This is a genomic window from Stenotrophomonas acidaminiphila, assembly GCF_014109845.1.
Classification (GTDB): Bacteria; Pseudomonadota; Gammaproteobacteria; order Xanthomonadales; family Xanthomonadaceae; genus Stenotrophomonas; species Stenotrophomonas acidaminiphila.
Window position 1 is genome coordinate 58721 of record NZ_CP043567.1, and the last position, 14010, is coordinate 72730.

At 72.3% G+C, this 14010-nt stretch carries 9 protein-coding genes; all 9 read right to left on the reverse strand.

What is annotated here, in order from left to right; translation table 11 throughout:
* Positions 1-39 precede the first annotated feature (39 nt).
* From bcsZ to bcsE, 9 genes are read right to left on the reverse strand one after another with little or no spacing between them, the layout of a single operon-like run.
* On the reverse strand, positions 40-1173 hold the full coding sequence (gene bcsZ, locus F0P95_RS00530; protein ID WP_182335293.1) for a cellulose synthase complex periplasmic endoglucanase BcsZ: 1134 nt from the start codon (positions 1171-1173) through the stop codon (positions 40-42).
* Entirely contained in the window at positions 1157-4726 is a 3570-nt protein-coding gene (bcsC, locus tag F0P95_RS00535; protein ID WP_182335294.1) for a cellulose synthase complex outer membrane protein BcsC, read from the reverse strand. Before bcsC ends, bcsZ begins: the two co-directional genes overlap by 17 nt.
* On the reverse strand, positions 4726-7062 hold the full coding sequence (gene bcsB, locus F0P95_RS00540; RefSeq protein ID WP_182335295.1) for a cellulose biosynthesis cyclic di-GMP-binding regulatory protein BcsB: 2337 nt from the start codon (positions 7060-7062) through the stop codon (positions 4726-4728). The genes bcsC and bcsB overlap by 1 nt, the downstream gene beginning before the upstream one ends.
* A complete protein-coding gene (gene bcsA / locus F0P95_RS00545) occupies positions 7059-9692 on the reverse strand; it encodes a UDP-forming cellulose synthase catalytic subunit (RefSeq protein ID WP_182335296.1) in 2634 nt (877 codons plus the stop codon). Before bcsA ends, bcsB begins: the two co-directional genes overlap by 4 nt.
* Positions 9689-10444: a cellulose biosynthesis protein BcsQ gene (gene bcsQ, locus F0P95_RS00550; protein WP_182335297.1), complete on the reverse strand. Its 756-nt coding sequence runs from the start codon at positions 10442-10444 to the stop codon at positions 9689-9691. The genes bcsA and bcsQ overlap by 4 nt, the downstream gene beginning before the upstream one ends.
* Positions 10441-10620, reverse strand: coding sequence for a cellulose biosynthesis protein BcsR (gene bcsR / locus F0P95_RS00555; protein ID WP_182335298.1), 180 nt, complete (start codon positions 10618-10620; stop codon positions 10441-10443). Before bcsR ends, bcsQ begins: the two co-directional genes overlap by 4 nt.
* On the reverse strand, positions 10617-12263 hold the full coding sequence (gene bcsG / locus F0P95_RS00560) for a cellulose biosynthesis protein BcsG (RefSeq protein ID WP_182335299.1): 1647 nt from the start codon (positions 12261-12263) through the stop codon (positions 10617-10619). Before bcsG ends, bcsR begins: the two co-directional genes overlap by 4 nt.
* Positions 12260-12442: a cellulose biosynthesis protein BcsF gene (bcsF, locus tag F0P95_RS00565; RefSeq protein WP_182335300.1), complete on the reverse strand. Its 183-nt coding sequence runs from the start codon at positions 12440-12442 to the stop codon at positions 12260-12262. The genes bcsG and bcsF overlap by 4 nt, the downstream gene beginning before the upstream one ends.
* Positions 12439-13965, reverse strand: coding sequence for a cellulose biosynthesis protein BcsE (gene bcsE / locus F0P95_RS00570; protein WP_182335301.1), 1527 nt, complete (start codon positions 13963-13965; stop codon positions 12439-12441). Before bcsE ends, bcsF begins: the two co-directional genes overlap by 4 nt.
* Positions 13966-14010 lie beyond the last annotated feature (45 nt).

Below are 14010 nucleotides of genomic sequence, written 5' to 3' on the forward strand. Positions count from 1 at the left end.
TAGCCAGAACGCAGCCGGCGGTTGGCGGCGGCGGCCGCCTCAGCGCCAGCGCGGCTGCAACTGCCCGTCGGCGCCGAAACGGTAACGTTCCTCGGCCCAGCCGTCGCCGAACAGGGTCAGCATCTGCGCGTAGTAGGCGGGCGCGTCGCCGCGCTGCCGGTCGGGGGGCGGCAGGCTGGCCCGCAGCGACTGCGCCAACCCGCGTTCGCCCTGCGCCAGCAGGTACGGCACCAGCGCGGCGCGGAACCCATAGCCGCCTTCGCCGCTGCCCACGCCGCTGCGGGTGTCGACCTTCTCCCACATCGGGGCGCCGTCGCGCAGCCGCCGTAGCGGTCCGGCCAGCGCCTGCAGCTGCGCCCGGAACAGGCGGTCGCGCGGCGACAGCAGGCCCGCCCACAGGTAGCAGCGGATCGCGTCGTAGCTGCCGGTCGCGCCCTTGACCGGATCGGCGACGAAGGCGCCGTCGCGCCATGCCGCCCAGTCCGGGGCGAAGCCGTGCGGCGCGGTCTGCCGCAACAGCTCCAGGGTATTGCCGGCCAGCGCGGACCATGGGCCGTCGCGGTCCACCGCGGCGAAGCGGCGCAGCAGCGGCAGTGGCAGGTAGCTGGGATTGACCCGGGTGGCGCCGTCCTCGACGAAGCCCTGCGGGCCCGGCAGCAGCATCGGCCCCAACCCGGGCAGGTCGACGATCTCGCTGGCGCGCACCTGCGCCAGCATGTCCTGGCCGATGCGCTGCAGCGCCGGGCGATGCCACAGCCGGCCGGCTTCGAGCAGGGCGTAGGCCAGCCACAGGTCCGAATCGGCGGCGGGGTTGGCGTCGAGCACGCCCCAGCCGCCCTTGGCATCGCGCCCCCACAGCCAGGCCGGCAGGCGCTTGCCCATGTCGCCGGCGGCAAGGTTGTCCACCGTCCAGGCCAGGATCCGGTCGAACAGCGCCTGGTCGTTGTCCACCAGTGCGAAGAACAGCGCGTAGGACTGCCCTTCGGAGGTGCTGCGCAGGTCGTCCTGGCTGCGGTCGATCATGCGCCCGTCGGCGCTCAGGCTGCTGTCCACCAGGACCTGCCAGCGCGGCCAGCCCGGTGCGGCGGCAGCGGCCGGCAACAGCCCCAGCAGCGGAGCGGCGGCCAGCGCCTGCAACAGCACGCGACGCGCGGGGTCAGCGGAATTCGCCATAGGGCACCAGCGGTGTGACCGGCAGCGGCAGGTTGCCCTGCCAGGGCTTGAGGGTATAGCGCAGATACAGCTGGAACGTGTTCGGCGAGTAATCCTGGCTGCGCTGCACGGTGCCGGCGGCGCCGAGCACCAGATGGTCGCCGAGCCGGCGTTCCAGCGCCAGGTACAGGCGGTGGCCGGTCCCGGTGCTGCTGGAATCGGCGCTGTACAGCCCGGCCGGGTCCAGCGTGAGCGGGCCGTACAGCGGCTGCAGCTGGGCGAGCACCCGATCGATCGGCGAGGCCTCCGGGAAGCGGCTGATCGAACGGCTGCGCGCGCGCGAAACGCTCAGCGAGGCATCCACCCGCAGCGACCAGTCGTCGTTGCGCCAGGCCAGGCTCGCCGGCACGCTCAGCGAAGCGTACTGCTGCGGGCTGTAGTAGCCGCCCTGCCCCAGCGAATAGCCGCCCAGGTCGCGCGCATAGCGCCAGTACATGCCGGTCAGGCCGACGTCCACCCGCAGGTCCGGGCGCTGCACCAGCTTGTGGTACCAGCCGGCCATCGCGCGCGCGCGGTCGTTGTCCATGACGTTGCGGCCGAGCAGGCGATGCCAGCTCCAGTTCGACCACATGCCGTTGCGGCCGCCCTGGTCGTAGCCGAGGCTGAAGGTGGCGCCGTTGGCGGTCACGCCGCCCCAGGCGATGCCGCTGCGCGGATCGATGGCGCCGGCCTGCGACAGCAGCGAGTTGGTCATCGGCCGCCGCGACAGCGTCGCGCCCCAGCCGAAACGGCCGATGTCGCCGTTGACGGTGGCGCCGCCGAGCCAGTTGCCGACCACGTAGCCGGAAGGCGTGTGGCCGATGTCGAAACTCCAGCGGTCGTCGCGCGTGCGCCAGCCCAGCGCCAGGCCCGCACCGGAGTTCATGCGCTGGTGCAGGCGGGTGTCGCAGCCCGGTGCCTGCAGGCGGCTGCCGTCCTCGCGCAGCAGGTACAGCTGGCAGCTGCCGAAGTCCTGGTCGTGGAACCCATTGGCGTCGGTTTCGAAACCGCGCGCGTCCAGCCGCACCTGTTCCAGCCGCGCCCAGCCCAGACCGCCGGCGAACGGCGCGTCGAGGTGGACGATGCGGGTGTCACGCGAGAGCTTCGAGATGCCCGGCGTGCCGTCGCTGCGCCGTCCCGAATCCTGCATCACCGTCAGCGTCGGATTCTGCTCCAGGTACAGCGTTTCCACGTCGCTGCGCAGGCTGCGCCGGAGCCAGTCGTCGCCGGCGGTCCCGCGGCTGGCGCGGGTCAGCGCGCGGTCGTCGCGCGGCTGCGCCTGCTGCGGCGCGAGCAGGCCGTTGTCGGCCATCGCGCGGGCATACATGTCCAGCGCCTGCTGCGGGTCGTCGGCGCGCAGCAGCCGCGCCGCATCGCGCCAGGACTGCGGATCGGGCCCGGTCAGCGCCGCCAGCACGCCACGCAGGACGTCCAGCGCGCGGGCGTCGTCGCCGAGGCCGGACCAGATCGTGGCGAGCTGCCGCTGCTGGCCGATGTTGCCGGGCTCCGGCACCGGCGGCGAGGCCATGCGCGCGCGCGCGGCCGCCAGGTCGCCGCCGTCGATCAGCGCCTGCACGCTGCCCAGCTGCGCATCGACGTTGCCGGGCTGCGCCTGCAGCACCTGCTGGTAGTGCTGCAGGGCCTGGGCGGTGTCGCCGCGCAGCCGCGCCCAGTCGGCCAGCATCAGCACCACGTCCACATCCTGCGGCAGCTGCCGCAGCAGGGCGATGGCCTCGTCCTCGCGGCCGGCCGCGCGCAGTTCCCAGGCGCGCGCGGTGGCCTGCTGGCGGCGCAGGCGCGTGGCCAGCGCACGCATGTCGTCGTCCCACTGCGCGTCCGGCAGTTCGTCCAGCGCGGCCAGCGCCGCGGCGATGCGGTCCGCACCGGACAGGTACAGCGCTTGCGCGTAGCGCGCCGCCGGCGTGTTGCCGGCCCTGCCGGCCATGTCGGCGATCACCGCGTCGGCCTCGTCGCTCGCGCCGCCGGCGCGCAGCGCGTTGGCCTGCGAGTAGGCCAGCCACGGGTCGTCGGGCTGTTCGCGGCGCAGTTCCCGGCCCAGCGCGATGGCCTCGGCCATATCGCCCGCGGCCAGCGCGCGCTCGCGCCGCTCGCGCAGCCGCGCCAGCTGCAGCGCGCGCAGTTCGTCGGCATACAGCCCGCGCTGCGCGGCGGGCAGGCCGGCGATGTAGGCCTCCATCCGCTGCGGATCGGTGCGGCCGTAGAACTGCACCAGCTTGCGCACCACGTTGGCGTCGTTCGGCGCGATGCGCCGTGCGGCCTGCAGCTCGCGGCTGGCCGCGTCATCGTCGCCGCGCGCCACCGCCACGTCCACCAGCCCGAGCTGGGCGTTGATCTCGCGTGGCTGCTGGCGGCGCGCCTGCGCGTACAGCGACTGCGCGCGATCGAGCTCGCCGGCTTCCAGCGCGGCATCGGCCTGTTGGATCAGCAGCCAGTAGCGGGTGCTGGCGATCAGGTCGCGCCACTTGTCGCTGTTGCTGGTATCGGCCTGCAGCTGCTGCGCCTTCTGGAACTGCTCCAGCGCCTGTTCGCGACGGCCCTGGCGCATCAGCGCCAACCCCAGCCCGCCGTGGAAATCGGCCTCGCCGGGAAAGCCGGCCAGGGCCTGGCGGAACGCGGCCTCGGCCTCCGCGTTGCGGCCGGCATCGAGCAGCTGCGCGCCGCGCAGCCCGGCGACCCAGGCCGGGTTGCCCACGCGCCTGCGCTGCTCGTCGTAGAGCGTCCGCGCCTCGTCGATGTTCGCCCAGCCGGGATAGCGGGCGATGAAGGACTGCAGCCGGCGCACGTTGCTGGCATCGGCCTGGCGCGCGGACAGGTAGTTCCATTCCGCATCGGCAGCGTAGGTGAGCGCTTCGGGGTTGTTGCCCATGCGCTGCAGGGCGGCCAGCGCCTCGCTGTCGCGGCCGCTGGCGAACAGCAACTGGGCCAGCGCCTGCAGCAGCGCGGTGTTGCCGGGGTACGCCGCATCGAGCGCGTCCAGGCGGCGGATCGCCAACGCCCGCCCGGCCGGTTCGGCGCCACGCAGGCGCCAGTATTCCAGGCCCAGCTGCATGCCCGGCGGGTCGTCGTTGAACAGCCGGCGGTAGATCGCCAGCGCCTCGGCGTTGCGGCCACCGGTGGCCAGCATGCGCGCCTGCTGCAGCTGCGCCTGCATGTCGCCGCGATACGCCGACCACAGGCGTTCGCCGGCCGCCAGCTCGCGGCTGCCCGCGCCCACCTGGCGCAGCCGCCCCAGGGTCGCGGTGGCATCGTCGATCTTCTGTTGCGACAGCTGCACTTCCAGGATCGCCAGCATCGTGGCGCGGTCGTCCGGGGCCAGCAGGCGCAGTCGCGCCAGCGCATCCTCGATCAGCCGCTGGCGGCCGGTGGCCTCGCCGATGCGCACCTGCTGCAGCAGCCACTGCCGCTGCGAGGCCAGGCTGCCGCCGGGCGTGGGCGGCAGTTCCTGCGCGCCCGCCTGGCCGATCGCGGCCAGGCCGACCAGCAACGCCAGCGGCAGCGGAAGGCGACGGGGCATCAGTGCTCCGCCGTTTCCAGGCGCCGCCGCGATACCCAGCGCAGCGCGCGCCACAGCAGGAACGCGACCATCAGCACCACCACCGTGGCCAGCACCGCCAGCAGCACCGGGTGGTCGGCCAGGTGGTACCAGAGCAGCAGCCACCAGGGCAGCGAGCCGACGTAGTAGTGCTCGCCGACGAACTGGCTGTGGATGCCGGAACTGCGCAGGATCGATACCGAACCGGCGATGGCCTCGCGCTTGCCGATGTCGCTGAGCGCGTCGTCGAGCAGGGCGTAGTCCGCGTCCTTGCTGGCGGCCAGCGAGACGATGCTGCGCTGGGCATGGTGCGGCGACTGCAGGCCGATGATGGCGGCGAACGGCGCATCGGCGGTGACGCCGACACGGTTGATCGCCGCGTCGCTGCCGCTGCTGCCCAGGCGGGCCTCGATCACCGCTTCCTGCGGCGAGCCCACCCGGCCATTGCGCAGCGTGGTGCGCTGGTTGTCGATCATCAGCGACAGCTGGTCGCTGCCGCGCAGCTCCTGCGGCAGTTCGCCCAGCATCAGCACGTCGGCGTCCAGCCGCGCGGCCTGTTTCCAGTCGTCGCTCACGCGCAGGCCGTAGGCCGGATAGCCGCTCTGCACGCCGAGGCCGCCGACCAGGTTCAACAGCAGGCCGACCTGCGCCGGGTTGGCGCGCGGCGGCATCAGCACCACGGTCTCGGACAGGTCGGCCATGCGCGTGAACGGGAAGCCGCTCAGCGCGAACGCCGCCAGGTCCGGCAGGCCCATGTAGTGGTGGAAGCCGGAGAAATCGATCGTCGAGTCTTCCTCGATCGCCGCCTGCAGGTTGGGCGGCAGTACCGTCTGGCAATGGTCGCGCTGGGCACTGCCCATGACGCTGGCGAAGTTGAAGTCGAAGCGCAGCTGGTTGCGGTCGCCGATCTTCAGCGCCGGGATCAGCAGCTTGCCGTCGCCGGCGCCGGCATCGCCGCTGAGCACCGGCAGGCGGATTTCCTCCAGGCCCTGCTTGCCCGAGCGGCGGATCAGCGGGAAGCTGGAAATGAACTGGTCGTTGATGCCCACGCTCAAGCGCGACTCGTCGCTGCTGAACGGCGGCGTGTAGCGGTAGCGCAGGTTGAGCGGGATGCCCTGGTTGCGCCAGATGAACAGGTCCGGCGGCAGGTTCAGGTTGAGCACGATCGGCTGCGGCGCGATGCCGCTGGCGCGCAGCTGCTGCGGGTAGTCGAGCAGTTCGGCGAAGCGCACCGCGCGGTCGGTACGCACCCAGTTCGGCGCGTCGTACGGCTGGCGCGGCGCCAGCGGCTTGACCTCGTCCACCTGCACCCGGGTGCCACGGAACAGCACGTTGCCGGCGGCGATGGCCGACACCGCGGTCTGCAGGTCGGCGTCGTTGCGGCCCAGCACCAGCAGCAGCTTGCGCTGCGGGTCGTCGGGCAGCGACAGCAGCTCGATCACCGGCCCCTTCACCGGCGCGTGGTCGGCGATCACCGACGGGAACCGGCCGTTCACCGCCATCACCACCGCGTGGCCCTGCGCCGGCAGCCGGTCGAAGCTGACCGGGAACCGCGCCTGCCGCCACCAGCCGGCCATGCTGCCGAAGTACGACGCCATCAGCGCGGCCGCGCGCTGCTGCGCCACCGACGGCGAGCCGGCGAACACCACCGGCAGCTCCAGCCGCGCGCTGTCGCGCGGATCGAAGAACGGCAGCGGGAAATTGGCCAGGTCGTCCTGCATCGCCAGCGGCTGGCCGCCCAGGCGCAGGGTGGTGTTGCTGGACAGGTTGACCCACAGCGAGCTGTGGGTCGGCTCTTCGCAGACATCGGTGTAGTGGCCGACGAACTCCAGCCGGACCTGGTTGAAGTCGGCGATCAGGCGCGCGTCCAGCGGCACCTTGGCCTGCACCGGACGCCCGAGCTGGTCGTTGCCGATCGGCACCACGTCCATCAGCGCGTCGTTGAGGTAGACGCGCAGGTGCGAAAGCGTCGGCAGCAGCGACGGCGACGGGGTAAAGCCCAGGTCGAGCTCGGCCGCGCGCACCAGGCGGTCGCGCCGGACCTGGAACTCGAAGGTGGTGGTGTTGCGGATGCCGGACAGCAGCGTGTCCTGGCGCCGGCCGAGCTGGGCCAGGGTGCTGGCGCGCTGCCAGGGCCAGCTGGCCCCGGACCAGACCGGCACCGCGGTCGCCGCGGCCGGCGGCGGCGTGGTCGCGGCCGCAGCGGGGGCAGGCGCGGCATCTGCCACCGGGGCCGCCTGCGGCGCGCTGGAACCATTGGCGACGGGCAGCGCCAACAGCGGCAGCAGCAACCAGCGCAGTGAAGTGGAAATGCTCATGGACGAAGCCCCGGGTCAGCGGCTGGGTCAGCCGGGTAGGAAGGAAGCGGACGTTGCGGCGCGAAACTGGCCACCCAGCGCAGGGCGCGGCGGCTCCAGTGCATCGGCCGGTCGAGATCGATGGGCGAGAAATCGCTGATCCGGCGGTAGCCCTGCCAGCCGAGCTTGATCACGCTCCACAGGCTGCGCGGCAGGCTCATCGGCTGGTAACCGGCGTGCCAGTCCAGCCAGGCATCGGCGCGGGCGAAGGTGCACTGCACGAATTCCACCCGCTGCGATTCGTCCTCGAAGCGCAGCAGCAGGCCCAGGCGCGCGCCGACGCTGCGCTGGACCACCGCGGCAAACGCGAACTCGCGGCGGCCGCGGCCGAGCAGCAGGGTCACGCCGGTGCCGGCGGCAAGCTCCTGTTCGGGCGCCTGCGCCAGTTCCAGGCCGACACCGTCGTTGGAGTAGTCGTGCATGACCCCGCGCAGGGTGCGGCCGTCGGGCAGGCGCAGCGCCATCGGCAGGCGCTGGCTGACGCGATGGGTACGGCGCACCTGCTGGACCTCGGCGGCCACCGCCAGCGCGCCGCCGACGATGAGCAGGTTGTACAGCACCCACAGCGAGCTGACGATCACCGTGCCGCGCTCGTCGGCCGGGCCGTGCAGGAAGCGCCACACCGCGAATCCGAGCCCGGCGACGTTGAGCAGCGCCAGGACCAGGTAGGGCTGGGCGACCTTCCAGTCGAAGCGGTCGCCGGCCTGGGTGCCGCCCTTCTCGGTGACGTTGAACTTGCCCTTGCCCGGGCTGAACAGCGCCACCGTGGTCGGCCGCGCGATGTACCAGGCCAGCACGGTCTCGTAGACCTCGCCCCAGAACGGGCGGCGCCACTGCCCCTGGATCCGCGAGTTGGTCAGGTTGGCATGCGCCATGTGCGGCAGCACGAACAGCAGGATCGCCACCGCCGGCGCATAGATGATGTAGACGTGCAGCAGCAGGAACGCCAGCGGCGCGGTCAGGAACACCAGGCGCGGGATGCCGGCCAGGAAGTGCAGCATCGCGTTGGCGTAGCAGAAGCGCTGGAACAGGCTCAGGCCCTTGCCCAGCAGCGGGTTGTCGATGCGGAAGATCTGCACCATGCCGCGTGCCCAGCGGATGCGCTGGTTGACGTGGGCGCCAAGGCTGTCGGTGGCCAGGCCCGCGGCCTGCGGAATGCGCAGGTAGGCCGAGTTCCAGCCGTTGCGGTGCAGGCGCAGCGCGGTGTGCGCGTCCTCGGTGACGGTCTCGGTGGCGAAGCCGCCGATGTCGTCGATCGCCGCGCGCCGCAGTACCGCGCACGAGCCGCAGAAGAAGGCCGCGTTCCACAGGTCGTTGCCGTCCTGCACCAGGCCGTAGAACAGCTCGCCCTCGTTGGGGTCGCGGCGGAACACGCGCAGGTTGCGCTCGAACGGGTCCGGCGAGAAGAAATGGTGCGGGGTCTGCACCAGCGCCAGCTTCGCATCGCGCAGGAACCAGCCGGTGGTGATCTGCAGGAACGAGCGCACCGGCAGGTGGTCGCAGTCGAAGATCGCCACCAGCTCGCCATCGAGCAGGGTCAAGGCGTGGTTGAGGTTGCCGGCCTTGGCGTGGCGGTTGTCGCTGCGGGTGATGTAGTTGACCCCGGCCTGCGCGGCGAACTCGCGGAACTCCGGGCGCCGGCCGTCATCGAGCAGGTGGATGCGCAGCTTGTCCGCCGGCCAGTCCAGGCCCAGTGCCGCATGCACCGTGTGCCGCACCAGCGACAGCTCCTCGTTGTAGGTCGGGATCAGCACGTCCACCGTCGGCCAGTCGCGCGGATCGGCCGGCAGCGCCGACGGCCTGCGCTGCAGCGGCCAGGCCACCTGCACGTAGCCGAGCATCAGCACCAGCCACGAATAGGTTTCGGCCGCGAGCAGGACCAGGCCGCAGGCCAGGTCGAAATTGTTGTTCCAGTTGAGCGTGGCGGTGTAGCGCCACCACAGGTAGCGGCACGACACGGTGATCGACAGCACCACCAGGATCAGCGTGGCGTAGCGCCCGGGCATGCGCCGCACCAGCAGCGCGATGGCCCACAGCAGCAGCACGAACACGAACTGCGCGAAGTAGCTGAACGGCTGGGTGACGCACAGCAGCGCCAGGCCCAGCGTGGCCACGCCGACGCCGTACGTCAGCCACCGGCGCGTGCGCCTGGACAGCGACCCCAGGGTCGCGCGTGCGCGCTGCCACGCGGCGCTGTTCCAGACCCGTCGCGGCATCCCGCGCATCGTGTCCAGGTACCGCCGCCAGCCGCGGTCGGCGGCGCCGCGCAGGCCGGCGACATGGCGGCGCCGGGCCGCGGCCAGCCGGTGGCGGCGCTGGGACGTCTGCGGGGTGATGCGCACCAGCAGCAGCCAGCCGGCCTGGATCAGCATCCGCAGCGGGTCGCCGAAACGCCAGCGGCGGTAGACCCGCAGCTGCGGGAACGCATCGGGCAGGCGCGGCGCCAGTGACTGCCATGCCGGTCCTTCCAGCCGCAGCAGCGCCCAGCCCATGGCCTGCAGCAGCCACAACAGCCACAGCGTCGGCGGCGACCCGCGCACGGCCTCGCGCAGTTGCGGCCAGCGCAGGTAGCGCAGGCAGCGCGGCCTCATGGCGCCCGCCCCCCGCGCGCGCGCAGGCGCCCGCGTTCGGCCAGGCACCACACCGCCAGGCTGGCGACATCGGCCGCGGCCTGGGCGCCATCGGCATCGGCGCCCAACGGCCGCTTGCGCGCCAGCGCCGCGGCGACGTTGGCGTCCTCGTGCAGCGGCTGCGGCACCAGCGGCGGACCGCCGTCGATCCACAGCTGCATCAGGTCGCGCTGCACCGCCAGCGCCGGGTCGTAGCGGTTGCACAGCACCCGGCGCGCATCGTGCGGGCGCCGCTGCAGCAGCACGTGGCAGCCCGGGTCCACCGTCGCCAGCCGCAGCGGCAGCGCGCAGGCGGCGTGCTGGTTGACCGCGTCCACGTGCGCGTCGAGCCGCTGCGGCAGGTCGAACAGGATCCAGTCGAACTGCGCCGCCAGCAGCGGCAGGCGTTCGACCCAGAACCGCGGCGAGCGCCGCAGCCGCTCCTCGACCTCGGCCACCTCCGCGTCGCCGGCAAGTCCGTACGGCAGCAGTGCCAGCCCGGGCATCGCTTCGAACGCCGCCTCGCGCCAGTCGCCGCCGTCCAGCCATGCCCGTGCCCAGCCGCGCGCTTCGGCGGCGGGCAGGCCCAGGTGCAGGCCGAGCAGGTGGTCGGGGTTGCACTCGACCAGCAGCACGCGTTCGCCCTGCGCATGCAGCGCGTGGCCCAGCGCGGCGCTCATCGTCGTCACCCCGACGCCGCCGCGCACGCCCTGCAGGGACAGCGTGGTGCTCATCGCCGCGGCTCCGGCGCCAGTTCGGCGAACAGCGGCCAGCGCGCCAGCGCCTGCGCCCGCGCACGCTGCGCCGAGAAGTCCAGGTACGGCAGTTCGGGCATGTGTAGGTGCGCGCGCAGCACGTCGATGTCGTCCTGTTCCGAGGTCAGGCCCGCAGGCAACCGGTTGCTCGTCACGGCTTGTCCTCCGGGTAGGGCGTCCAGGCCGGGCTGCCCTTGAGCTGCAGCCACGGCTTGCCGTCGTAATCCATCACCTTGGCGCCTTCGTTCTCCGACACCGACGGCGTGGTCGGCAGGCCCTGCAGCAGGCCGTCCCAGTTGCGGTCGCCGGCCGTCGCCTGGGCGTTGAGCGCGTAGATCCGCGCCACCAGCTCGGACAGCGCCAGGTAGCTGCTCGGCGCGGTCACGTGGCGCGGGCCGGCCGCGGCCGGGATGCCCATGCCGACCAGCTTCACGCCCACCGGGACATGGGTGATGGACGGGCTGGGAATCTCGCGCATGCCAGGGATCTGCATGCGGTCGCCATGCAGCGCCGCGCCGTGTTCCGGCACCACCACCACGACCGCGCGGCGGCCGTTCTTCTCCAGGGCGTCGATGAAGCCCTGCAGGTCGCCCAGCACCATCTGCGCGCGCGCCTTGTAGTCGCTGGCCATCGCGCGCCCGTCGGCGCCGACGATGCGGTTGCCGTCGTGCAGCGAGATCGTGTTGTAGAACAGCGCCACCTGCGCGTTGGAGGCGGTCTGGCGCTGTTTCAGCCAGCCGGCCAGCACGTCGCTGTCGCGGCGCAGCGGCGATTTGTCGAAGGCGATCAGCGCACGCGGATAGCCTTCGATCGGCAGCGGCTTGGCCGCCAGCCCGCCATAGCGGGTGAGGTCGCCGATGAAATCGTCGAAGTGGCCGTCGTGGTTCATCGCCAGTTCGTTCTGGAAGCCCAGCGCCTGCAGGTTGGCGAACAGCTGGCACTGCGCCGGCACCGGGTCGAACAGCGCGGTGTGCGAGGTCTGCCCGCAACTGGCGCGCAGCAGGCGGATCGCCGCCGGGCCGCTGTAGGACGTGGCCGAATTGAACGCGTCGAACACCACGTCCATCCCGTCGAACAGCGGGTTCTGGCGCATGCCCACTTCCTCAAGGTCGCTCCAGGCCAGCGAACAGATGTTGAGGACGATCACGTCGAAGGGGGTGCCCTCGTGGGCCGGCGGGAAGGTGGTCTTCAAGCCGGCCTGCTGCTGGTAGAAGCCGGCCAGGTAGGCGTCGAGGGTTTCGTTGCTGGCAGGACCGCCGCGTGCCGCCGCGCCGGTTGCGCCCGCCCCCTGCGCCGCGGTCGCATCGCCGCCGCCGGCGAACTGCAGGCCGGCCGGCAACGGCAGCGCCATCGCCGCCATGCCCAGCATTCCCAGCACGCTGAGCGTGGTGACCCGCAGCCAGGGCTTGAGCAGCAGGTAGCCGCAGACCAGCAGGGCCAGCAGCGCGACCATCTGCCAGTTGATGAAGCGGCCGAGCAGCTCCAGCCAGTACGAGGCCGAGAAATCCAGCACCCCGGGCTGCGCCAGCAGGCGTTCGAACGGCGGCCACCAGGTGTCCTGGTAGTACAGCGCCACCGCCACCGGGATCGCGACCACGGTGCGTGCGATGCGGGCGCCGCGCCACGGCAGCGGCACCAGCAGCGCCGCCAGCAGCAGCAGGTTGGGCAGGATGTGCAGGTCGAGCGCGCCCATCCACGCCAGGATCACCTTGGACAGGAAATACAGGTTCCAGCCGCGCAGGTCGGGCCATGCCTGGGGCGCGGCGGTCGCGGTGGCGGCGGCAGGGGCGTCGCTCATGCCGGCCTCCGTGGAACGGCCTGGCGGCGGCGTTCGCCGACCCGCTTGAGGTAGCGCGGCGGCAGGCCACGACGCAGGCGCGCGCGCAGCGCGCGCACGATCCACCCCAGCATCACGCCCAGGGGAATCATCACCAACGCACATGCGGCCACCAGGCTCCATACCTGCTGGTCGTTCATCCTTCCCCTCCCAGGCGGATCGGTCGCGGTGCCGTCCATGACGGCGCGGGTGCCGCGGGCTCGGGCGGCGGCATCTGCTGCGGTGGCGCGGCGGCAAAGCCGCCAGTGGCCGCGCTCATCGCGGCCACGTCATGCCCGGCCTGGCGCTCGTAGCCATCGAACAGCTCCCGCCACGGCAACCGGAACAGGTTGCCCAGCGCGCGCTCGACGCCATCGCTGCGGCAGGCGAACAGGAACAGCCACACCTGGCCGGCATACATGCAGGCGAAATCGCCGCGGCGGCGCATCTGCAGCTGCTGCAGCGCCTGCACCGGGCTCACCCCGGCCACCGGCTGCAGCACCAGCACCGCGCTTTCCACCACCCCGCCGCCCTGGTCGAGCAGCTCAACGGCCAACTGCCTGAACTGCGCCGGGGTGACGATGCCGCCGACATCCGGCGGCCGGTGCAGGCGGATCAGCCGCTCCGGGTCGTCCGGCAGGCGCCCCTGCCAGGTCTGGCCCTGGATCGTTTCCAGCAGGGTCAGGAAGCGCGCCAGCGGCAGGTTGGCCGGGGCCACCAGGCTGGCGCCGGATTCCAGCAGCAGCCGCTCGTCGGCATAGCGCAGGCAGGGCTGCATTTCGCGCACCACCAGCTTCAGGCCGTTGCCGCGCTCGCTGCGCAGCTGGAACACGATCCGCGCCAGCGCATCGACATCGGCGTTCTCGCCGATCGACAGCACCACCGTGGCCGCCTGCGCCTGCAGCGCGGCGCCCACCAGCGCCGACCAGTTCTCGAACAGGCGCCAGGCAGGTGAGAACGGCGGTGCGCCTTCCAGCGCGTCGGCCTGGGCCAGGTACAGGAAACGGTCGCCCCCCTCGTGCGCCAGCGCCGCGGCCACCGCGCCATCGCCATCGGCGACCACGCCAAGCCGGATGCCACTCCACCGGGCCTCGAAATCGCGATGCGCGAACACGCCTTCGGCGTTGCTCCAGTAATGCACCAGGTACTGCAGCGCACCGCGGTGCGGGTACAGCTGGGCCACCCCGCTGCACAGCGGGTTGAGCGGCAGCAGCCGCGGTGCCAGCGTCGCCGCCTCGCCGTGGCACAGCAGCAGCACGCAGTGGCCACCAGCGCTGGCCCAGTCGTGCAGTTGCCGGCACCAGTGGGCGAGGTGCGGGCCCTCGAGGCTCTCCAGTGCGGCCGCCGGTACCTGCACCACGCACAGGGTGCCGTGCGCGCCCGCGCAGCGCGCCAGGTCGGCGGGCAGCGCGCGCACCGCAGGCGCCAGGTCGGCGACGGCGGCTTCGTACAGGCGGATGCGCGCGGGCCCCTGCTCGGCCGTCAGCGGCGCGACCATCGACGCCGGCGGGCGCCCGAGCGCGGCCACCACCGCCAGCGGCAGGGTATCGGATCCGGCAAGCACGCCGGCCGCGAACAGGTCGGCGTGGCCGGCATCGGCACAGGCGACCCAGTACACCCCGCCCACGCGCAGACGGGTGAGCTCGAACGGCAGGCCATCGATGGCAAGTGAAATCGTCTTCAAATTCGTTTTCCAGTCGGCAGGCGCACTCCGCGCACCGCCGTTTCC